Source organism: Flagellimonas crocea (assembly GCF_033441595.1).
GTDB lineage: Bacteria > Bacteroidota > Bacteroidia > Flavobacteriales > Flavobacteriaceae > Flagellimonas > Flagellimonas crocea.
In genome coordinates, this window is sequence record NZ_JAUZVX010000006.1 from 116,417 (window position 1) to 137,572 (window position 21,156).

Here is a 21,156-nt window from a genome sequence, read left to right on the forward strand (position 1 = left end):
ACCGATCTAAAGATCTTTGGGCGGATTGGTAATCAAAAACTTTGTCCTGTCCCAGAATAATTTTGCGGTAAGATGTTTTGGTTCGGTGAAATCGGCTAAAAGCAACAAATTCCTCTTGAACTGTTCAAACTCACTTTTGTTCGTAGTGTTGGCATCAATAGGGTAATAAGCCATGCCCCAATTGGGGAAACTCCTTTCCACATTGTCATCTTCAGAGAACATGTGTACATTCTTGTGGCGTTTGTCCAACTTAATCTTTTCATAAAGGTCAAGGACTTTTGTTTTTTCCCCTTCCAGAACCTGAATAAATCCACCCATATAGTAAATAAGGCAACCTGTTATATTGTCGCGTATGTTGTTGTTTCGGGATTGTTCTAATAAGAGGCCCATTTCGTGGCTGTTCATTGGTTCTACGATTACCGACTCGTAGGTTAGCGTGTAGGTCATTGATTACGGTTAAATAAATTCCAAACTTAATTTTTTAGAGGGCAATGGACAAGCAGTTTGATTAAATTGTGATTTTTTTTGCTAAGTGGTCGGTCTTTTATGTTTGAATCCATATCAAATCAAAAGCTTAGAAGTTTTTGGAACAAAAAAAAAGCTGACTCTCATCAGCTTTTTTCTATTGTTATAAATTATTGAAATTACTTTTCGGTTTCCGGTGATTTCTCGGCTTTTTTGATTTTTATGGTGAGTTCTTCTTTTTTCTCGTCCAAATCCATAAAAATGCTATCGCCTTCTTCCAACTTGGAGTTCACGATCTCTTCGGCCAACGTGTCCTCGATATATTTTTGAATTGCTCTTTTGAGGGGCCTGGCGCCATACTGTTTGTCAAAACCTTTGTCCGCGATATAGTCTTTTGCTTTATCGGTAAGGTTTAAGTTGTAACCAATATCCTTTATCCTCGAATATAGCTTGTTCAGTTCAATATCAATGATTTTGTGGATGTCTTCCCTTTCCAATGGATTGAAAACCACAACGTCGTCTATCCTGTTCAAAAATTCTGGGGCGAAAGCCTTTTTAAGCGCGTTTTCGATCACACTTTTTTGGTGGGTGTCCGCCTGTGCTTTTTTTGCTGCGGTACCAAAACCAACACCTTGTCCAAAATCCTTCAACTGTCGCGCTCCAATGTTGGATGTCATGATAATGATAGTGTTCCTAAAATCGATTTTCCGTCCAAGGCTATCTGTAAGGAAACCATCATCCAATACTTGCAACAGCATGTTGAATACGTCTGGGTGTGCTTTTTCCACCTCGTCCAATAGTACCACGGAATAAGGTTTGCGACGTACTTTTTCTGTCAGCTGTCCACCTTCTTCATAGCCTACGTATCCGGGAGGTGCACCTACCAATCGGGATATGGCGAATTTTTCCATGTACTCGCTCATATCGATTCGTATCAACGCGTCTTCGGAATCAAATAGTTCTTTGGCCAAAATCTTGGCCAACTGGGTTTTGCCCACACCTGTCTGACCCAAGAAAATGAACGAACCTATAGGTTTGTTGGGATCCTTAAGACCTGCCCTGTTCCGTTGAATGGCCCTGGCCACTTTGGTCACTGCCTCATCTTGACCGATAACAAAACCTTTGATAAGGTTGGGCAGTTCGGCCAATTTGTTGCTTTCTGTCTGTGCTATTCTGTTCACGGGGATGCCGCTCATCATGGAAACAACATCGGCAACATTGTCCTCGGTTACGGTTTCCCTGTGTAATTTGCTTTCTTCTTCCCAGCTTTCTTGTGCGGTCGCCAGTTCTTTTTCTAGACGTTTTTCGTCGTCCCTAAGTTTGGCGGCCTCTTCGTACTTCTGTTTTTTTACAACACTGTTCTTTAGTTCACGAACATCTTCAAGCTGGCTTTCCAGTTCCAATATTTGTTTTGGAACATCCATATTGACTATGTGTACCCTTGATCCTGCTTCGTCCAGGGCATCGATGGCCTTATCCGGAAGAAAACGGTCCGTCATGTAGCGGTTGGTCAATTTTACACAGGCCAAAATTGCTTCGTCCGTGTAGTTGACATTATGGTGGTCTTCGTACTTGCCCTTGATGTTCTTCAAAATTTCGATGGTTTCTTCCACCGTGGTGGGCTCTACCATGACTTTTTGGAAACGGCGTTCCAATGCACCATCTTTTTCGATGTACTGTCGGTATTCATCAAGGGTGGTCGCTCCGATACATTGAATTTCGCCCCTGGCCAATGCAGGTTTGAACATGTTGGATGCATCCAAACTTCCTGTGGCACCACCGGCCCCTACAATGGTATGTATCTCGTCGATGAACAAAATAATGTCATCATTCTTTTCCAGTTCGTTCATCACGGCCTTCATCCGTTCCTCAAATTGCCCTCGGTACTTTGTACCGGCGACCAAAGAAGCAAGATCCAACGTGACTACCCGTTTGTTGTAGAGAATACGGGATACTTTCTTATTGATGATGCGCAATGCAAGTCCTTCCGCAATGGCACTTTTACCAACACCAGGTTCTCCAATTAGAAGCGGGTTGTTCTTTTTACGTCTGCTCAGTATTTGGGAAACTCTCTCGATTTCCTTTTCTCTTCCCACAACGGGGTCCAATTTGTTCTCCTCGGCCAATCGTGTTAGGTCGCGACCAAAATTGTCCAGAACCGGGGTCTTGGATTTTTTGTTTCCTTTTTGAGAGGCGCTTGAGCCAAAGGAACTTTCTTTACTGTCTCCCATATCATCTGTGTCCCCGGGGAAAGATTCCGCCTGGGGGGTATCTATATAATCGTCGTCACTGGTGATCATGGATTTGAACTGTTCTTTGACGTTGTCATAATCCACTTTCAGTTTGTGCAACAACTTGGTTGTCGGGTCATTCTCGTTTCTAAGGATACAGAGTAGCAAGTGCGCCGTATTGATGGAGGAACTTTGGAAAAGCTTTGCTTCCAAAAAAGTCGTCTTCAAAGCCCGTTCTGCTTGGCGGGTCAAATGAAGGTTCTTTTTATCCTTCTGCATTGTTCCTGAATTAGGATTTGCCGGACTTAGGATTTCCACCTTTCTTCTAAGGTGGTCCAAATCCACATCCAGTGCGTCCAATATATTTATGGCTTTGCCATTTCCGTCTCTTAAAAGACCTAGCATAAGGTGTTCCGTTCCGATAAAATCGTGTCCCAATCGCAGGGCTTCTTCCTTGCTGTATGCTATAACGTCTTTTACTCGGGGGGAAAAATTGTCGTCCATACGTTTCTTTTTCAGCAATTAAAATTAATAAAAGTATTGTTACGGTGGTCAAATACTGTACCCTTATTCGATAAAGTAGTGGTAAATGTCGGAATAATTCAGGTTTTTTAAGGTTTTAACAAAGCTTTATTATTACATAGTTGTCAATACCGGCAATGTTGATAATTTTTTTAATAAAGTATTCGCAAAGGGCTATAAAGGCTGCTATTTTCCGTATATTGCCATGATAATTTAACCACAAAAAATCAATAATAAATAAGCATGGCGGAAGGAGAAAAGTTAATTCCTATAAACATTGAGGATGAGATGAAATCTGCCTACATTGATTATTCAATGTCGGTCATTGTGTCACGTGCCCTGCCAGATGTTCGTGATGGTTTAAAGCCAGTTCACCGAAGAGTGCTCTACGGAATGCACGATTTAGGGGTAAGGTCCAACAGTTCGCATAAAAAATCGGCCCGTATCGTCGGGGAAGTATTGGGGAAGTATCACCCGCATGGGGATTCTTCCGTTTATGACACGATGGTGCGTATGGCCCAGGAATGGAGTCTCAGGTATATGCTTGTTGACGGTCAAGGTAACTTTGGTTCCGTGGATGGGGACAGCCCAGCGGCCATGCGTTATACAGAGGCCAAAATGCGCAAGATCGCGGAGGAGATGTTGGCCGATATCGATAAGGACACGGTGGACCATCAACTCAATTTTGATGATACCATAGAGGAACCTACCGTTTTGCCGACCCGTATACCCAATTTATTGGTGAACGGTGCTTCGGGAATTGCCGTGGGTATGGCTACCAATATGCCGCCGCACAACCTTTCCGAGGTAGTGGACGGTACCATAGCATTTATCAACAATCCAGATATTGAAATCGATGAGCTCATTACGCATATCAAAGCACCAGATTTCCCAACGGGAGGTCTCATTTATGGCTATGATGGTGTAAAGGAGGCTTTTCATACCGGTCGCGGACGTGTTGTAATGCGCGCCAAGGCCACTATTGAAGAGGTACAGGGCAAGGAGAGTATCGTGGTGACGGAAATCCCATATCAGGTCAACAAGGCGGATATGATAAAGAAGACCGCCGACCTGGTCAACGAAAAGAAAATTGAGGGCATATCCAATATTAGGGATGAGTCCGATAGAAATGGTATGCGTATCGTGTACATTTTAAAGCGTGATGCCATTCCTAACATAGTATTGAACATGCTGTACAAGTATACAGCGCTTCAATCGTCCTTTAGTGTGAACAATATTGCACTGGTCAAAGGTAGACCAGAGCTGTTGAACCTAAAGGAAATCATTCACCACTTTGTGGAGCACAGGCACGAAGTTGTGGTTCGCAGAACCAAATTCGAGCTCAAAAAAGCAGAAGACCGGGCACACATCTTGGAAGGATTGATCATTGCTTCCGATAACATTGATGAGGTAATCGCCATTATCAGGGGGTCTTCGAATGTTGAGGATGCCCGAAACAACTTGATCGAGCGGTTCAAGCTCACCGAGGTTCAGGCCAAGGCAATCGTGGAAATGCGTTTGCGCCAGCTTACTGGGTTGGAACAGGATAAACTTCGAGAGGAGCATGCTGAGCTGTTGAAGACCATCGAAGACCTTAAGGATATCTTGGAGAAGAAAGAGCGTAGGATGCAGATCATCAAAGATGAGCTTCTTGAAGTTAAGGAGAAGTATGGAGATGAGAGAAGATCGGAGATCAACTACGCCGGTGGCGATTTGAGCATTGAGGACATGATTCCGGATGAGCAGGTCGTGATCACCATATCGCATGCAGGTTATATCAAAAGAACGCCTTTGTCCGAATACAAAACCCAAAATAGGGGAGGTGTCGGTCAAAAAGCATCCTCTACCCGAAATGAGGATTTCTTGGAGCATTTGTTTGTTGGGACCAACCATCAATACATGCTGTTCTTTACCCAAAACGGTAAATGTTTCTGGATGCGGGTATTTGAAATTCCAGAAGGCAGTAGGACTTCCAAAGGTAGAGCGATTCAAAATTTGATCAATATAGAACAGAATGATAAAGTGAAGGCCTTTATCTGTACACAAGACCTAAAAGATGAGGACTATGTGAACAGTCATTTTGTGATCATGGCCACCAAAAAAGGTACTGTTAAAAAAACTTCCTTGGAGCAATATTCAAGGCCTCGTCAAAATGGTATCAACGCAATCACAGTAAGGGATGGTGATGAACTGCTCGAAGCTAAACTAACAACGGGTACCAGTCAGATATTCCTCGGCCTCAAATCAGGGAAAGCCATTCGTTTTGAAGAATCCAAGACCAGGCCCATGGGTAGAAATGCCTCTGGTGTTCGTGGTATAACCTTGGCCAGCAAGAACGATGAAGTTATTGGAATGGTATCCGTGCATAACTTTGAGGACAATATTTTGGTCGTTTCCGAAAACGGTTATGGAAAACGTTCCAATATTGAGGATTACAGAATCACCAATAGGGGTGGTAAGGGTGTCAAAACCATATCCATTACCGATAAAACAGGAGGTCTTGTCGCCATAAAGAACGTGACCGATACGGATGACCTTATGATCATCAACAAGTCCGGGATAGCCATCCGAATGGGTGTTGAGGACCTAAGAGTAATGGGAAGGGCCACGCAGGGTGTCCGTTTGATCAACCTTAGGGACAACGATTCCATTGCGGCGGTAGCCAAAGTGATGAAAGAAGATGATCCCGTGGATGAGGTTGATATCAGGGATATCGAGGTCAAAGGGGAAGATGGCACGGCTATTGATGATAACACCGACGAAAAAGAGTAAATATAAATCAAGTAATAATCGATAAACACTAAATAATTACAATTTTTAACATGAGAACAAGAATATTAATACTATTAGCCATAGGAATTTCCACAATGGGTTTTGCCCAGAAGGATGAGATGAAGGCAGCGGAAAAGGCTTTAAAGGATGGTGATGCCGCAGCGGCAAAAGCTGCCTTGACCAGTGCCGCTTCCACAATTGAATCAGCCAAGGAGAAAGATCAGGCTGAGTACTATGCTCTTTTAGGAAATGCAAACTACGAATTGGCCAAAAAAGGCGATGCGTCGGCATTTCAATCTGCTTTGGATGCCTATAACAAAGTTATAGCCGTGGAAGAAGCCAGCGGTAAGGAAAAATATACCTCCGTGGCCAAGGAAAAAATGGGTCAAATGACCGCAGATTTGGTCAATGCCGCAGTTGAGGACAATAACAACAAAAAATTTAGCGAAGCCGCTGAAAAACTTTATTTGAGCTATACCCTTAGCCCAAAAGATACTGTTTATCTGTACTACGCAGCCAGTAGCGCAGTAAACGGACAGGATTATGAGGAAGCTTTGAAATACTACAAAGAACTCAAAGATCTTAACTACAATGGCGAGTCGGTTACCTATACCGCGGTGAACGTGGAAACAGGAGAAACCGAAAGCATGGACAAGGCTACTCGTGACCTTTATGTGAAAGCAGGAACCCACAAAGATCCAATGGAAGAAGTAAGTCCATCCAAAAAGCCGGAAATCGTAAAAAATATCGCGTTGATCTACCAACAAATGGGAGAGAACGAAAAAGCGATTGAAGCTTATGCCGATGCTCGTGCGGAAAATCCCGAAGATGTAAACTTGGTACTTGGTGAAGCCAATCTATATTACTCCATGGGAGATAAGGAAAAGTTCAAGGAATTGATGGGAAAAGCTTCTGCAATGGCTCCTGATAATGCCGATTTGCTTTACAACATTGGTGTAATCAACATGGAACAAGGAAACTTGGAAGATGCAAGGGATGCCTATAAAAAAGCACTTGCCATCGATCCAGGATACATCAATGCACTATTGAACCTTTCCACAACCTACGTGAACGAAGGTAACGGATTGATCGATGAGATGAACCAGCTTGGAACTTCCAAAGCAGATATCGCAAAGTATGATGCGCTTAAGGACAAAAAAGACAGCCTTTTCAGGGAAGGTGCAACAGTGTTGGAAGACGCTCTTCAGTCTAACCCGGACAACGAAAGCATCTTGACCCAGTTGAAAAATATCTATGGAGCTCTGGGAGACAATGAAAACTTCATGAGAATCAAAAAGTTATTGGGAGAATAATCATCCTATTACCCTTTCAAAAAAAAGCCCCGATACGTATCGGGGCTTTTTTATATCACTTTTTTAATTACCCGGAGTTGATGGGTATACAGTTTTTCATCCGAATTAAAGATTCCCGTGTGGTCGATTCTATCGATACGGACATGACCGTTTACATGGATAATGTAGTTGTCCCTCAAAATAATGCCCACATGGTCAATGATTCCTTCCTGATTATCAAAAAAGGCGAGATCGCCCGGTTCGCTCTCCTCAATAAAACTTAAGGCCTCACCTTGTTTGGATTGTTCCTCCGCGGTACGTTCCAAGGAATATCCATTGATTTTATAGACCATTTGGGTGAACCCGGAACAGTCGACCCCGAAAGGCGTTTTGCCCCCGGCCAAGAAAGGGGCCTTCAGGTACATGATGGCTGTATCCACAAGACTGTCTTTGGGATTTTTCCCTGAATGTACACTTCCTTCGAACGTGTGGTTCAATAATTCGGGGGAATTGACCATGGAACCCATAAGAATGGGCAATAGCATATTGTCTGAGGTACAAATATGGGATATAACATCGGAGCATATTTTCTGGGCCTCCAACGCTTCGATTTCGTTATAGGTCTCTTCGGAAACAAATGTAAATTGGTTATTCGATATCCACCCCTCGAAACTGTCGTAAGCTGTTCTTACCCTGCTCCATTTTTTTCTGCTCTCCAGAACTTTGAAATGCTCCCCATATAGCAATTGGGACGACATTTCGGCACAATGGTCCGGATTTGTTCTAATGGGAACAATACTTAGAGGACAAATTCCATATTGCATTTAAGGTACAGATTGAATCACTAATTTCTTTCCAAAACAATGGAAGAAGCTCCACCACCACCATTACAAATGGCTGCAGCGCCCAATTTGGCATTGTTCTGTTTTAATATATTCAATAATGTGATGGTGATTCGTGCTCCCGAACAACCCAAAGGATGTCCCAAAGAAACGGCGCCACCGTTCACATTGACATTGGAGTCGTTGAGACCAAGAATTTTCATATTGGCCAGGCCAACCACGGAAAACGCTTCGTTGAACTCAAAAAAATCAATGTCTTCGATGGAGACTCCGGCGCGGTCCAACGCTTTTGGAAGAGCCTTTGCAGGGGCCGTGGTAAACCATTCAGGTTCGTGGGCCGCATCTGCATAGCCTTTAATGGTGGCCAATGGTTCAAGTCCCAACTCTTTGGCTTTTTCCTCGCTCATGAGCACCACGGCTGCGGCACCATCGTTAATTGTCGATGCGTTGGCGGCTGTTACCGTACCATCTTTTGAAAATGCAGGTCTTAGCGCAGGTACTTTCTCCAACATGATATTTTTGTATTCCTCGTCCTCGCTTACCACAATAGGTTCCCCTCTTCTTTGTGGAACTTCTACCGGTACCACCTCATTATCAAACTTCCCGGCCTTCCATGCTTCTGCGGAGCGTTTGTATGACTGGATGGCGTAGGCATCCTGATCTTCCCTACTGAATTTGTATTCCGTGGCACAGGCGTCTGCACAGACTCCCATAGCATTTTGGTCATAGGCATCCACCAGTCCATCCTTCTGCATTCCATCAACCAAAGTGGCCGGCCCAAATTTGGTGGCACTTCTCATATAGGCATAATGGGGAATCAGGCTCATATTCTCCATTCCTCCCGCAACTACGATCGAGTTCTCGCCCAAGGCAATGGATTGGGCTCCCTGCATAATGGTTTTCATACCGGAAGAACACACTTTATTGACCGTGGTACAAGGAACGGTATTGGGAATACCTGCATATATAGCGGCTTGTCTAGCTGGTGCCTGACCTGTACCGGCCTGGACCACATTGCCCATCAAAACTTCTTCAACAAGCTCTGGCTTTAGATTTATTTTATCCAGGGCCCCCTTAATGGCGACCGCTCCCAATCGTGGTGCCGGAACAGTGGATAATGCTCCCATAAAACTCCCAATGGGTGTTCTGGCTGCCGAAACAATCACTACTTTTTTCATATGTGCATTTTTACTCCTGCGAAAATACTAAATTTAAATGCAAACCTATTAGCAATCATGGCAACGGACTTGTGATATATATTTTCTATTTTTGGAGCTAACACAGTATTAGGGAATGGGAAAAACTTTGGATAATGTTTACAAACACCAATCGCTTGTTTACAAGTATTTCCTATATGTTGTATCCGTAGGGCTCATTGTGTTTTTTTTCCCCAAGGGCGGGAAGTTCAAATACGAGTTTCAAAGAGGTAAACCTTGGCAATATGAGAACCTTTATGCCCCAATGGACTTCTCCATTCAAAAGACCAAGGAAGAAATAGAAGAGGAGCAGTCCTCCATCCGAATAAATAAGACCGAATACTATACGTACAATGTTTCCTTGCTTTCCGGAATAAAGACCGAGGTGGAACAGGAACTTAATGAACGTTTTCGGTCGGAAAACTACTCATCACAGCAAAAAAGAGCGCTTCGGAAACTAGCGGACGACATTATTGATGAAATCTACGCCAACGGTGTTTTTCAGAACCTTCCCGAATCGGAATCCGTCGTTGTCGTCAAGAACAACGAGGCCACTCCCATTTCTCCCGATGATTATTTGAGTATTGAACAGGCCAAAAGGGAAGTGTCCAAAATACTTTCAGAAAGAAATTTGGACGGGTCCCAACTATTGCAAGGCATTTTAAGGAACGGTCTCAAGGCAAATCTGTTTTACGATGAATCCTTAACGCAAAGTGCGTTGAACGATGAACTGTCCAAAATATCCTTTACCAGGGGAGAGGTGAATCAAGGCATGTTGATCATTGCCAAAGGGGAAATCGTGGAGTCGGAGGATTTCAAAATATTGAGTTCCCTCAAAGATGAATATGAATCGGAGCTGTGGATGGGGAGCAATTACTATTTTATCCTTTTGGGCTATACCATTTTGGTGGCCCTGGTCCTGGTGATGCTATTTCTTTTTCTGAAAAGGTATCGAAATGAAATTTTCAAGAACAATAACAAGGTAACCTTTATATTTTTCAATATACTGTTGATGGTTTTGGCCACGACATTAATGGTGAAGCACTACGAAAATTACATATATGTAGTGCCGCTGTGTATTTTGCCGTTGGTGCTGAAAAACTTTTTTGATGCCCGTTTGGGGCTCTTTGTACATGTATTGACTGTTCTGATTTTGGGCTTTGTGGTCCCGAACAGCTTTGAGTATATCTTTCTGCAGATCATTGCCGGTATAGTGACCATTTTAACGGCTTCCGAGCTTTATAAAAGAGCAAACCTGTTTATATCCGTAGGTCAGATTACCTTGATCTATATTGTAGGCTATTTTGCGTTCCATGCCATTCATGAAGGGAACCTTCAAAATATAGAGTGGGTCTTATTCGGCGTTTTTGTGCTGAATGGATTGCTGACCCTTTTTGCGCAGCCTTTGATCTACATGTTCGAAAAAATATTCGGATTGATTTCCGATGTTTCCCTTTTGGAGCTATCCGACACCAACTCCAAATTGCTCAAAGAACTTTCCGATAAGGCGCCGGGAACATTCCACCACTCCCTTCAAGTTGCCAACCTTGCCGAGGCAGCAGCGAACGAGATAGGAGCCAATGCCATGCTGGTAAGGGTTGGGGCACTTTATCACGATATTGGAAAAATGGAACGTCCTACTTACTTCACTGAAAACCAAATTACCAGTGTCAATCCTCATGATGACCTCCCTCCAAAAGAAAGTGCAAAAATTATTATCGACCATGTGATCAATGGCATTGAAATAGCGAGAAAGAACAATATTCCCGATCGTATCATTGATTTTATAAGGACACATCACGGGACTACCTTGGTGTATTATTTCTTTAAAAAACAGCAGGAGATGGATCCTGAAGTGGATGCGGATGACTTTAGATATCCTGGGCCTATTCCATTTTCCAAGGAAACCGCCATTTTGATGATGTCCGATGCCGTGGAGGCCGCCTCCAAGAGTTTGAAAAATCCCACCTTCATAATAATTGATGAGTTTGTGGAGAAAATAGTGAAGGGACAGATGCAGGCGAACCAGTATTTAAATGCGAACATTACCCTGAAGGAGATAGAAATGGTAAAGAAAGTATTGAAGCAAAAGCTCACCAATATCTATCATTTACGGGTCGAATATCCTGAATAGCAAGGGAGTTATAAAACTTCCAATAAAAAAATGACAAAATAGTTGCGATCTTACTTCTGAAAAGGTACATTTGCATCCGCATTTTTGAATGCACGTTCATATTAAAAAACAGGAGAGGTGCCGGAGTGGTAACGGAGCAGATTGCTAATCTGTCAGCGCGTAAGTGCTGCCTGGGTTCGAGTCCCAGTCTCTCCGCTTTTTCCTTAGTAATAATAGAATTAATTTTCGGGGTGTAGCGTAGCCCGGTTATCGCGCCTGCTTTGGGAGCAGGAGGTCGCAGGTTCGAATCCTGCCACCCCGACTTAACTTATTTAAGTAAAATCAAAACACTGTTAATCTTATGATTTTCAGTGTTTTGTGTTTTTAAGCATATCGTTTGAATTCATTTAATACCATCTAAAATCATATCAAGCGTGTTCCCATCGGGAGCAAACACTTACAGTTCTTGTTGTAACTTTAAATGACTTTTGGAACCATTTTTATTGTGTTTTGGCTTTCACAGTATTAACAGTTCAAAACGTTACGACATGCAGAAAAACAATCGTTTATCAATCAATTTCTTTACAAGAAAGCACAAGGTTCAATCCGAGAACCGAATTGTGTATTGCAGAATCACCATTGATGGTGAGCGCACCGATTTTAGCATAAATCGGGAAATAAAAGCCAAGTTATGGGACAATAACCGAAAGAGGGGCAAAGGATATTCCAATTACGTTATCTCACTTAACAAATACCTAGACCAAATCTATACGGGTTTGCATGAGGCCCATAGGCTATTGATGGCAGAAGATAAGGTAATCACTCCATTGGCCATAAAGGCAAGGTTCTTTGGGGAAGATGAGGGGGGCAAGACATTGAAGCAATTGATTGCCTACCACAATGGAACCATGCACACCTCATTGCGCCCCGGAACCAGAAAGAACTACCATATTACCGAACGGTGCATAAGCCTCTTTTTAAAAGAGGAATATGGGATTGAGGACATAAAGCTCAAAAAGTTGAACTACCGTTTTCTATCCGACTTTGAGCAGTACCTAAGAAAGTACAGACCATCCACACGAACCAAATGCACCAACAACGGGGCCATGAAGCACATGGAACGCCTTAAGAAAATGTCAAGGTTGGCAGTCAGGTTGGAATGGGTCTCAAAGGATCCCTTTGAGAACTATAAACTGCATTTTGTCAAAGCCCAAAGGGAACATTTGACGAAAAGGGAACTTGGACTCATTGAAGAAACCAGTTTTACAAAGCCAGGCGTTGAAAAGACAAAGGATGTTTTCCTCTTTTCCTGTTATACCGGCCTGTCCTACATTGACGTAAAAGCACTTTCTCCCGACAATGTTATGAAGGGAATAGATGGAAATGATTGGTTGTTCACCAAGAGGTTGAAGACCGATGAAAGGCTCAAAATACCATTGCTACCTAAGGCAAGGGAAATCATCAAGAAATATGAAGGATCTTCTGAGAGGAAAATCAAAAATGTCCTTTTACCCGTTTTCAGCAATCAGAAGGTAAATTTCTATCTGAAGGAGATCAGTAAAGCCTGTAGAATCCATAAAAGGGTCACATTCCATACTGCAAGGCACACTTTTGCAACAACTGTAACGCTATCCAATGGAGTCCCGATAGAAACAGTCTCTAAACTGCTGGGCCATACCAAACTGTCCACTACCCAGATCTATGCAAAGGTACTGGAACACAAGATAGGGGAGGACATGCAAAACCTAATAGATCATATGCAAACTAGCCGATCAGCCGAAGGATGATAAGGTAGTATTCATTAGGTCCCGCTTGCGGGACGTAGGGAATAGCAAGAGGGTGATGCGCAAATTGCGCCATCACGGTTGTTTTCGGGTCTCCAACAAGTTGAAAACCAGTCAATTGAATAGGTTTTGAAATACTTTGCAAAATCAGGGGCTACAGTAGACTTTTTTGAAATCTACAGTAAACCCTTTGGGAAGCCCTGTAAACACTGAAAATTTTTGACGCAAAAATTGACGCAATTTGATGCAAAAAAAAAATCACACCTATGGAAAAGCAATCAACAAATGACAGAACAAAGAAAGGAACCAGTGGTTATTCAAACATCACCATAAGGAAAGAAACGGCCACACGCTTTCGCAGCTATTCCAAAAAGTTCGGCAAATCCCATAGTGAGGTGTTGGATGGAATGATACAATACTTCAAGGAGAACAACCTTGATCCTTTTGGGGAGGGAACAAAGATCATCCTTGACAGCATCAAAAAATTAGAGCGTCAGATGATGAAAAAATTCGATAGGCTCATTGCCATAATCAAGAACATGGAAAAGACCAGTATCAGGCCCACCTACGAAATGATGCTCATTCTTTACGAAGCCTATGTAAAGGATGGGAGGAAACCTAAACGTGAACCCATCAAGGTACAGGAAGAGCGAATGGATTTTTTGGAGCCAAGGAATACCGTTCCGAAAACAGAACATGACAGGATACTGCAAGAATTCAAAGAATATAAAAAACACTGCAATGAAATCCTCCATAATGTTGAGAAGGTGGAGCCAATGATGGGGAAGCCATATCTCAAGATCAATATAGGCATCGAGGATTTTGAAAATTTAAAGTACCAATTAAAATAACGTCCATGTACCTTACCATCTCAGCACAGAAAATGGGCAGCACCTACAACTCCAGTGTAGGGAACTATGTGGATTATCTTGAAAAGGAAAACGAGGATAGGTTACCCGAACTCAGGGAGGAATTCTTTGACCAAGAAAATGATAGCGTAAGCCCTCAGACGGTCATCGATGAAATAGATGCCAATACGGCCAAGTTGAGGCAGAAAGATCCGAAATTCTATTCCATAGTGGTCAGTCCCAATCAAAGGGAACTGAAGGCCATCGGAAATGACCCAAATATGTTAAGGGAATATACAAGGAAACTCATGGAGGACTATGCCAAGAGTTTCCATCGCAATCAAGAGGTCAAGGCCGAGAACCTGAAATATTACGCCAAGATTGAACATGAACGCACCTATAGGGGCTTTGACAAACAGGTTCAGGAGAATGCGCCCTATCGAGGTGAAATAGCAAGGCTCAGGAACGAGATACGGAAGGTGGAACGGGGCGAGTCCATTGGAAATGTCAATGAGCTTGAAAAAAGAATCAAAGAGCAAGAAAGATTGGCCCCACACAAACAGAACGGGCAATTGGTGGCAGCCGGAATGCAAAAAGAGGGGCCACAGACCCATATCCATATCATCGTCAGCAGAAGGGACGTGACGAACACCTATACGCTTTCACCCATGGCAAAGCACAAGGCATCCGAAGTGGAACTGAACGGAAAGACGGTCAAGAGAGGTTTTGATAGGGACAGCTTTTACCAAGCTGCCGAAAAGACTTTTGATAAAACAACGGGCTTCAAAAGGAACTATGTGGAATCCTATGTTGGGAGAAAGGCCTATGCCAAGGAGCCGGGGAAGTTCTTTGCGAAGGTCATGGGACTGCCCACGAAGGAAAAGGACATGGCCTTTAAACTGCTTAAGAAGATGGGGGTCAAAGCTCCTAGTATACCCTCCAATAAAGTACAAATGGCGGCCAAGATCATCAAAGCACTTGGAAAGGGCATTGATAAGGCTAGGGGCACAGGTGAGGATATGGGCTACTGAAATCCAAAAAGTAGGTTGCGCCCTATCGTGTTTTTGCTTTACGCTTATCCTTCCGAACACTACAAAAACCCGATAGGATCCATGCGCAAAAGTTGGGGTAAGGATTTGGGACGCTTGCAGCACTTCACTGCGTTCCGTTCGCTTTTTTGAATGAAACTTCTATAAGAAGGTTTGGTTCAAAGTATAGGGCTATTTCTTGTCCAATAGCTTTTCTAAATAAGCGACCTTATCTTTTTCAGCTTGAACAAGACGTTCGTAGAGTTCAACTACTTTCTCCAAAGGATTGAAGGTAGGGTATGGCCCTTGATTAAAACTATTGCCATGCGGTGCACTGTTTTCATAAAAATTGTTGAAGTAATTAAAAACAGCTTCTTCTGAAAAATTCTCAATTCCCTCCTTGGTTACTCCCAAAGCCTTTGCAACTTCTTCAAGTTTTTTATCCTCAATGGTTTCACTTTTTTCCAAGGTTGAGACACTCTGCTGACTAATTCCCAGTTCTTCCGCAAGGGTTTCTTGCTTCATTCCCCGGAGTTCTCTGATTCGAGCAATCTTCCGTCCTATATGATTGGTTTTTGTTTCTGTCGGCATAACTTAAAGATATTGATAATATTCTGTTGTCCCCTCTTTTTGGTAAAATACAAGCTACTTCGTGTAATTTACAATCAATTATGGTGGGTTACACTAATCTACACGACTAATTTAAACGAAAATTTCAGCTTGGAAAAATTCCAAACCAAAGAATGAGGAGTTGACCAACACCAAGGAATACCAAAGAACAAACGCATGGAAAACCACCATACTCTAGAAGAATGCTATGAATGCCTAAAAAAGGGTTGTTCCAACTCTTTTACGGAAATCTACACCAAATATCACAGACAGATTTTCTGGTTAGGAAAGAGCTTTCTCAATGATGGTTTTGTTGTGGAAACGTTGGTGCAAGATGTATTCTTAAAGTTGTGGGTGAATAGGGACAGTTTGGAATCCCCCAAACACATTTATTTTTTCTTGCGGTTTGTGATGAAAAGGGAGTGCATTACATACTATACACGCCCTAAGAACAGGTTTTTCAGGAAAGTCCACTCGTTGGAAAGTTATGAGAATTACCAAGACTATATGGTCGGGTATGACCCTGCTGAAGACAATAATAATTTTAAATTACAGGAAGGGGAACAAGAGAAATTCGAAAGTATCATACGCGTCCTACCTTTATTAGATGACAGCAAAAGGCATGTAATCAATCTGTGTTTGAAATACGGCTTTCAGTATAAGGCCATTTCCAAAGCAATGGGAAAAGGTATCAATGAAACCTGTAGAGAAATAAAGGAAGCCATTGAAGTTATTAAAACCATCCTTCATCATGGAAATAAGCTTGATTCCAGTAGCAACAAGACAGATGAGATAAAGTTTACTGGTGAGATGACCGAAGAGCAAGCAAGGGTGCTTAAAATGCGTTGCGAGCTAAGTTATTCCTTTTCCGAAATAGCCAACGAACTTAATCTCTCCCAAAAGGAGGTGCATCAAGAATTCATGATAGCCTATAGGCTAATGGAAGCAAAACATCAATTGCAATCAGCCTAACATGGAAAAGTCAACGCTAAAACTCACTCGAAAGATCCAACTACTGATAGACCTCCCTACCAAAGAAGAAAAAAAAGAGGCTTTGGACAAACTGTACCAGTGGCAAAATAGATGCTTTAGGGCAGCTAACCTTATAGTTACCCATCTGTATGTTCAGGAAATGATAAGGGAATTCTTTTACCTATCGGATGGCATAAAATATAAATTGGCAGATGAAAAGAAGGATGAACAAGGAATCCTTAACCGTTCTAGGACCAACACCACCTATCGCGTTGTATCTAATCGTTTTAAAGGAGAAATCCCCACAAACATATTATCCAATCTGAACCAAGCTTTGATTTCATCTTTCAAGAAGAACAGACCAGAGTATTGGAACGGTGAACGTTCTTTGAAAAACTTCAGGAGAGATATGGCCTTCCCTTTTGACTTGGAGGGTATGAGTGGATTACACTATAACGAAGAGAAAAAAGCTTTCTGTTTCCGTTTGTTTCAGATTCCATTTAAGACCTATTTGGGAAAGGATTTTACAGATAAACGGACATTGTTGGAGCGGTTAGTTCAGGGCAAGACTAAGCTGTGCACATCACACATAAAGCTAAAGGATGGCAAGATTTTCTTTTTGGCAGTATTTGCAATTGAAAAGGAAAGGAACGACCTAAGACCGGAGATTATTGCAGAGGCTTCTTTGTCGCTTGAATATCCTATTGTTGTAAAGATTGGTAAGGCAAGGCTTACCATTGGCACAAAGGAAGAATTCTTATACAGAAGACTGGCGATACAATCGGCACACAGACGGGCAAAGATCGGGGCAACCTATTCCAAATCGGGTAAAGGCATCAAAAGAAAACTAAAGGCAGTTGACAGACTTGGTCAAACTGAACTTAACTATGTCCATAACCGTTTGCATGTATTTAGTCGGAGGTTGATTGATTTTTGTGTTAAACATAGAGCCGGAACTCTCATACTCTTGAATCAAGAGGAAAAAACTGAGATTGCTAAGGAGGAGGGATTTGTATTAAGAAATTGGGGTTATTATGATTTGATGACCAAGATAAAATATAAAGCAAAGAAAGCTGGTCTAGAACTTATTATTGATTGAATAGAATGGTTGAGGGTGCTTGTACACCCGTAAGGTGAGGTCAATGGCACTCACTAAATGCTAAAGGCATATACAACGCGTGGGCTCTCTTATTCTTTACATCTAAAACTGCATATAATATTTCCCTTCCTCAAATTTATAAAAAGTTAATTTGTCATTCCCATATTCTTCAAGGGTTTCCTGTGTCACTGGTTCATATTTTTTCAAAACACCACTTCTTTCTAATTTTCCTTTCAACCAAATTCCGAAAATTTGCAAGCTGTCTTTTGAACGAATGTTTTTGTAATAATCACCTTGTGTTCTCATCGGGATTATTAAGCCATCATCTGTATAAGCTAGGAAATCACCTTTTGGATAAAATGTCTGAGAATTAAGATCATTACTAGCTATTAATTCAATCTCGTACCAAGGCCTAGGTTTGATTTTACCTGTTGTGCGACTCCATCTACCTTTACCAAAATAAACATTTAAGTTAGATTTTTCCTTTTCGGCTACCCTCTCCAAAGGGAAAATAAATTTTGGAAGTCCTTTCACATTAATACTGGTTGGATCGTATTTTTTTAGATTTGCCCAAAGTCTCTCAACTTTATCTAAAACAATTTTCTTTTTCCCTGGAACTGTTATCTCAGCTTCATCTATTGATATAGAATATGAGGGAGAATAAAGATCATTTAAGAATGCAACTAAATCTACTTTTTGATCTTCATTCAGGATGGGCATCGTACACTCTATATTACCTTTAGTGCCACTGGAAGAGAAGTTGGATGAACCAACATAAATGTTAGAGACATCTTTTTTATCAAATAGATATACCTTTCCATGATATCTTCTTCCATTGGTAACGAAAACACCTGAATCATTACCAAAAACCTTTAAGGCAGTATTTAATTTTGTAACTGCATCTAGTTTTTTTTGACTTAACCCTTCGTAAAATGCCATTCCCAATAGTAGGCGGGAAGTACCTCCATTTTTTGCAATTTCTACAAAGGGTTTTTCAAACGCATTAATTACATCTAATGAAGCATAACCTGAGGCTATGGTTACATTCTTGGAAGTGGTAAATTCTCTGTCCAATATTCTTCGAAAATCCCCTCCATGTTTTTGAACATTAGTGTACATTGGCTTTTATACTTTCTAAAAACGTTTTAATATGCTGTGCAAAGGGTAGAATGCCAGAGGGCGGGACTGAATTACCAATTTGCTTTCTTACCTCTGAAATTGTACCCTCAAATACAAAATCATCAGGATAACCAAATAATCTAGCTCTTTCACGATTTGTTAATGGTCTAGGTTCATCAAAATGGTAACCCCAAGTACCTCCACCACCTGCTGCAATAATAGTTGTTGATGGTTTATTGGGATGAAGTCTTCTGTAAACATGAGAAATCATGCCTTTAACATAGTGAGGAGAACTTTTTGGAATATCAGTGAAATTACCACCGGGAGGGATTAATTTTAATTTTTCTATTGTATTTGGTTGAATATTCTGATGTTCATTATTGTATTTTACTTTATTAACTCCTTTTAGGGCTTCTTTTGAGGATAAGTAATTATTGGAATCTCTTGTTGGTGCCGGAATATCAAAAAACGCATCCAAATCCTTTCTTACTCCGATAATAAGAACACGCTCTCTAAGCTGCGCAACACCATAATCCGCAAAATTTATCAAATGTGCGGTGGTACTATAACCATAATCGCCAGTTTCGGAAAAATCTTTGATTATTTGTTGTATGGCTTTTTTCTTATTCGCCGTTAGAATTCCTTTTACATTTTCTGCAACAAACATTAATGGTTGCTTTTGGGAAACTATTTCAACAAAATTTTGATAGAGATTTCCTCTATCCGTTGTAATTCCACCTCGTTTCCATATCATGGAAAAATCTTGACAAGGAAAACCACCTAAAATTAAATCGGCATCTGGTATTTGAGAGTAGTCCATCTGTGTAATATCTCCACAAACAATATGGTTTCCAATATTTTTAGCATAGGTTTCACAGGCCCTTTGCTCAATATCGTTTGCCCATTTTATATTAAAACCTGCCTGATGGAATCCTAAATCCATTCCACCACAACCTGAAAAAAGTGAAATAACATCCAAATTTTCCTTATGATTCGAGACTTTTATATTGTTGTTGGTTGGCGAGTAAATTCGCAATTGAGGTTCTTTAATTTCCATATTAAAACTTGAATTCACCTTGTTTTGATTTTTTTATTTTCAAATAATTTGATGTTTCTTCTGCAACAGAGAAAATTGTTTCCGAACACCTATATTTATTAGCCTCTCTTGCGAATTTGTCAGCGAAATATAGGTCTATGATTTTTTGTTTATCAATGTCAAAAATATTTGCTAAAAGTTCCAGCTTGTTTTTGCTAAAAGTTTGTGCGCCGTTCTCAATTCGGCTCACTGCACTTGAATTAACTCCAATTTTAGCTCCGAAATCAGTTTGTGTCCAATCTCTTAATTCTCTTTCTTTTTTAATGAAATTACCAAAACTTGTCATTATTTATTTCCGTTTGATACCTTATTAGCAAATATAAAAATGTTATGCGATTTTACTGTCAACCCACATAAATTTTCAATTGAAAAATAATTATGCAGTTTTTATTAAATTATTTGGTTGAATTTTTAATAGGTTATTGTAAATTACTGTTGTATTAACTAATTATACGTAATATGTTAGAAGATAAAAATGAAAATTCAAACTCTAATCATGAGGGGAGTAACTCTGATTCGGAACAACAAAATCCACCTCTTAGGGACACAAACACATATCTTGAAAAAGGAGAAAAATCTGGTATAACACGAAAAGAATAATTAATGAAATAAGGCTCAAAAGGAGAATTTTATTTGTGCCACTATACCTTTGGTAGCGTATAGTATGTGATTTTAAAGAATACTCAATTGCTTTTTGTAAATTATAAATTCTATTTATTAGAATGTTTCTTTCATCTATTTTATGGTTGCCTGAGATCATATCAGATTGAAGAAGTTGATTAGGTTCGCATCCCTCCATCGCTGATTTAATGGGCAGAACATTTTTATGCAACCTAAATATTACCACTCCTAAGGTTATTAAAAAACAAACGGTAATATAGAAAAGGGTATTGTAATTTCCGCTGGTATAAGAATTGATACAAAATCCACTTAAAATAATAAAAATGGGGAGTAGAATTTGCATCAATGTATTCGATTTGTTTGTTATTACGTCTTCAGCATTTTGAATACTCTTCAAATTTTTTTCAGCTTCATTTTTAATTAATGTAAGTGTTTCAGATTTTGCCTTAAAGAGTATTTTTTTATCCATAGTTGCCTTTCATCAAAGTATTTATTCTGCAATCAACTGATATTTAATAACTTGATTTTAAAAATAAAACTCTTTTCG

The 21,156-nt window shown here is 40.9% G+C and carries 17 protein-coding genes and 2 tRNA genes; 10 read left to right on the top strand and 9 right to left on the bottom strand.

The window, feature by feature from the left end:
• Positions 1–6 precede the first annotated feature (6 nt).
• Complete coding sequence (locus tag SD449_RS17945; protein ID WP_318312550.1) at positions 7–447, bottom strand: BLUF domain-containing protein; 441 nt, start codon at positions 445–447, stop codon at positions 7–9.
• Between the two features lie 197 nt (positions 448–644).
• Positions 645–3,200 (bottom strand): ATP-dependent Clp protease ATP-binding subunit, encoded by a 2,556-nt coding sequence (locus tag SD449_RS17950; RefSeq protein WP_318312552.1) that lies wholly within the window; start codon positions 3,198–3,200, stop codon positions 645–647.
• Between the two features lie 261 nt (positions 3,201–3,461).
• Here SD449_RS17950 and gyrA point away from each other — a divergent pair, with 261 nt between their 5' ends.
• Together gyrA and SD449_RS17960 are read left to right on the top strand one after the other, a co-directional pair.
• Positions 3,462–5,990, top strand: coding sequence for a DNA gyrase subunit A (gyrA, locus tag SD449_RS17955; protein WP_318312553.1), 2,529 nt, complete (start codon positions 3,462–3,464; stop codon positions 5,988–5,990).
• Positions 5,991–6,040: 50 nt separating this feature from the next.
• Positions 6,041–7,303: a tetratricopeptide repeat protein gene (locus SD449_RS17960; RefSeq protein ID WP_318312554.1), complete on the top strand. Its 1,263-nt coding sequence runs from the start codon at positions 6,041–6,043 to the stop codon at positions 7,301–7,303.
• A 50-nt stretch (positions 7,304–7,353) separates the two neighbouring features.
• On the opposite strand, the gene SD449_RS17965 is transcribed toward SD449_RS17960, so the two are convergent.
• Positions 7,354–8,106: a C40 family peptidase gene (locus SD449_RS17965; protein ID WP_318312556.1), complete on the bottom strand. Its 753-nt coding sequence runs from the start codon at positions 8,104–8,106 to the stop codon at positions 7,354–7,356.
• 20 nt (positions 8,107–8,126) lie between these two features.
• Complete coding sequence (locus SD449_RS17970) at positions 8,127–9,302, bottom strand: acetyl-CoA C-acyltransferase (protein WP_318312557.1); 1,176 nt, start codon at positions 9,300–9,302, stop codon at positions 8,127–8,129.
• A gap of 115 nt (positions 9,303–9,417) precedes the next feature.
• Between SD449_RS17970 and SD449_RS17975 the strand changes: the two genes are divergently transcribed.
• The 6 genes from SD449_RS17975 (at position 9,418) to mobB (ending at position 15,096) form a co-directional block, all read left to right on the top strand.
• Positions 9,418–11,454: an HD family phosphohydrolase gene (locus SD449_RS17975; RefSeq protein ID WP_318312558.1), complete on the top strand. Its 2,037-nt coding sequence runs from the start codon at positions 9,418–9,420 to the stop codon at positions 11,452–11,454.
• 111 nt (positions 11,455–11,565) lie between these two features.
• Positions 11,566–11,649, top strand: a tRNA-Ser gene (locus SD449_RS17980).
• Positions 11,650–11,680: 31 nt separating this feature from the next.
• Positions 11,681–11,755: transfer RNA gene (locus SD449_RS17985), tRNA-Pro, on the top strand.
• A 226-nt stretch (positions 11,756–11,981) separates the two neighbouring features.
• On the top strand, positions 11,982–13,220 hold the full coding sequence (locus SD449_RS17990; protein ID WP_318312560.1) for a site-specific integrase: 1,239 nt from the start codon (positions 11,982–11,984) through the stop codon (positions 13,218–13,220).
• A 263-nt stretch (positions 13,221–13,483) separates the two neighbouring features.
• Positions 13,484–14,068 carry a BfmA/BtgA family mobilization protein gene (locus SD449_RS17995; protein ID WP_318312562.1) on the top strand — a complete coding sequence of 195 codons (585 nt, stop codon included), beginning with the start codon at positions 13,484–13,486 and terminating at the stop codon, positions 14,066–14,068.
• Between the two features lie 5 nt (positions 14,069–14,073).
• Positions 14,074–15,096, top strand: a complete 1,023-nt coding sequence (mobB, locus tag SD449_RS18000; RefSeq protein WP_318312564.1) for a MobB family relaxase — start codon at positions 14,074–14,076, stop codon at positions 15,094–15,096.
• A gap of 189 nt (positions 15,097–15,285) precedes the next feature.
• Here mobB and SD449_RS18005 read toward each other — a convergent pair whose 3' ends face one another.
• The gene (locus SD449_RS18005; protein ID WP_318312566.1) at positions 15,286–15,684 is read right to left on the bottom strand and encodes a helix-turn-helix domain-containing protein; all 399 of its coding nucleotides are present in this window, start codon (positions 15,682–15,684) and stop codon (positions 15,286–15,288) included.
• Between the two features lie 195 nt (positions 15,685–15,879).
• Here SD449_RS18005 and SD449_RS18010 point away from each other — a divergent pair, with 195 nt between their 5' ends.
• Both SD449_RS18010 and SD449_RS18015 read left to right on the top strand, forming a co-directional pair.
• Positions 15,880–16,674 (top strand): RNA polymerase sigma factor, encoded by a 795-nt coding sequence (locus tag SD449_RS18010; protein ID WP_318312567.1) that lies wholly within the window; start codon positions 15,880–15,882, stop codon positions 16,672–16,674.
• A 1-nt stretch (position 16,675) separates the two neighbouring features.
• The gene (locus tag SD449_RS18015) at positions 16,676–17,773 is read left to right on the top strand and encodes a hypothetical protein (RefSeq protein ID WP_318312568.1); all 1,098 of its coding nucleotides are present in this window, start codon (positions 16,676–16,678) and stop codon (positions 17,771–17,773) included.
• A gap of 102 nt (positions 17,774–17,875) precedes the next feature.
• Here the strand turns inward: SD449_RS18015 and SD449_RS18020 are convergent, their stop codons facing one another.
• The 4 genes from SD449_RS18020 to SD449_RS18035 all read right to left on the bottom strand — a co-directional run bounded on the left by SD449_RS18020 (position 17,876) and on the right by SD449_RS18035 (position 21,078).
• A complete protein-coding gene (locus SD449_RS18020; RefSeq protein ID WP_318312570.1) occupies positions 17,876–18,892 on the bottom strand; it encodes a restriction endonuclease PLD domain-containing protein in 1,017 nt (338 codons plus the stop codon).
• Entirely contained in the window at positions 18,882–19,949 is a 1,068-nt protein-coding gene (locus SD449_RS18025; RefSeq protein ID WP_318312571.1) for a DNA cytosine methyltransferase, read from the bottom strand. The genes SD449_RS18020 and SD449_RS18025 overlap by 11 nt, the downstream gene beginning before the upstream one ends.
• Position 19,950: 1 nt before the next feature.
• Positions 19,951–20,274, bottom strand: a complete 324-nt coding sequence (locus SD449_RS18030) for a helix-turn-helix domain-containing protein (RefSeq protein ID WP_318312572.1) — start codon at positions 20,272–20,274, stop codon at positions 19,951–19,953.
• A gap of 252 nt (positions 20,275–20,526) precedes the next feature.
• Positions 20,527–21,078: a hypothetical protein gene (locus SD449_RS18035; RefSeq protein ID WP_318312573.1), complete on the bottom strand. Its 552-nt coding sequence runs from the start codon at positions 21,076–21,078 to the stop codon at positions 20,527–20,529.
• Positions 21,079–21,156 lie beyond the last annotated feature (78 nt).

Excerpts from the sequence above, each read along its gene's own strand:
- SD449_RS18015 (WP_318312568.1), top strand. The coding sequence starts at position 16,676 with ATGGAAAAGTCAACGCTAAAACTCACTCGAAAGATCCAACTACTGATA.
- SD449_RS18005 (WP_318312566.1), bottom strand. The coding sequence starts at position 15,684 with ATGCCGACAGAAACAAAAACCAATCATATAGGACGGAAGATTGCTCGA.
- SD449_RS17995 (WP_318312562.1), top strand. The coding sequence starts at position 13,484 with ATGGAAAAGCAATCAACAAATGACAGAACAAAGAAAGGAACCAGTGGT.
- SD449_RS17960 (WP_318312554.1), top strand. The coding sequence starts at position 6,041 with ATGAGAACAAGAATATTAATACTATTAGCCATAGGAATTTCCACAATG.
- SD449_RS17950 (WP_318312552.1), bottom strand. The coding sequence starts at position 3,200 with ATGGACGACAATTTTTCCCCCCGAGTAAAAGACGTTATAGCATACAGC.
- SD449_RS18025 (WP_318312571.1), bottom strand. The coding sequence starts at position 19,949 with ATGGAAATTAAAGAACCTCAATTGCGAATTTACTCGCCAACCAACAAC.
- SD449_RS17945 (WP_318312550.1), bottom strand. The coding sequence starts at position 447 with ATGACCTACACGCTAACCTACGAGTCGGTAATCGTAGAACCAATGAAC.
- SD449_RS18030 (WP_318312572.1), bottom strand. The coding sequence starts at position 20,274 with ATGACAAGTTTTGGTAATTTCATTAAAAAAGAAAGAGAATTAAGAGAT.
- SD449_RS17975 (WP_318312558.1), top strand. The coding sequence starts at position 9,418 with ATGGGAAAAACTTTGGATAATGTTTACAAACACCAATCGCTTGTTTAC.
- SD449_RS18010 (WP_318312567.1), top strand. The coding sequence starts at position 15,880 with ATGGAAAACCACCATACTCTAGAAGAATGCTATGAATGCCTAAAAAAG.
- SD449_RS17990 (WP_318312560.1), top strand. The coding sequence starts at position 11,982 with ATGCAGAAAAACAATCGTTTATCAATCAATTTCTTTACAAGAAAGCAC.
- SD449_RS18035 (WP_318312573.1), bottom strand. The coding sequence starts at position 21,078 with ATGGATAAAAAAATACTCTTTAAGGCAAAATCTGAAACACTTACATTA.
- gyrA (WP_318312553.1), top strand. The coding sequence starts at position 3,462 with ATGGCGGAAGGAGAAAAGTTAATTCCTATAAACATTGAGGATGAGATG.
- mobB (WP_318312564.1), top strand. The coding sequence starts at position 14,074 with ATGTACCTTACCATCTCAGCACAGAAAATGGGCAGCACCTACAACTCC.
- SD449_RS17970 (WP_318312557.1), bottom strand. The coding sequence starts at position 9,302 with ATGAAAAAAGTAGTGATTGTTTCGGCAGCCAGAACACCCATTGGGAGT.
- SD449_RS17965 (WP_318312556.1), bottom strand. The coding sequence starts at position 8,106 with ATGCAATATGGAATTTGTCCTCTAAGTATTGTTCCCATTAGAACAAAT.
- SD449_RS18020 (WP_318312570.1), bottom strand. The coding sequence starts at position 18,892 with ATGTACACTAATGTTCAAAAACATGGAGGGGATTTTCGAAGAATATTG.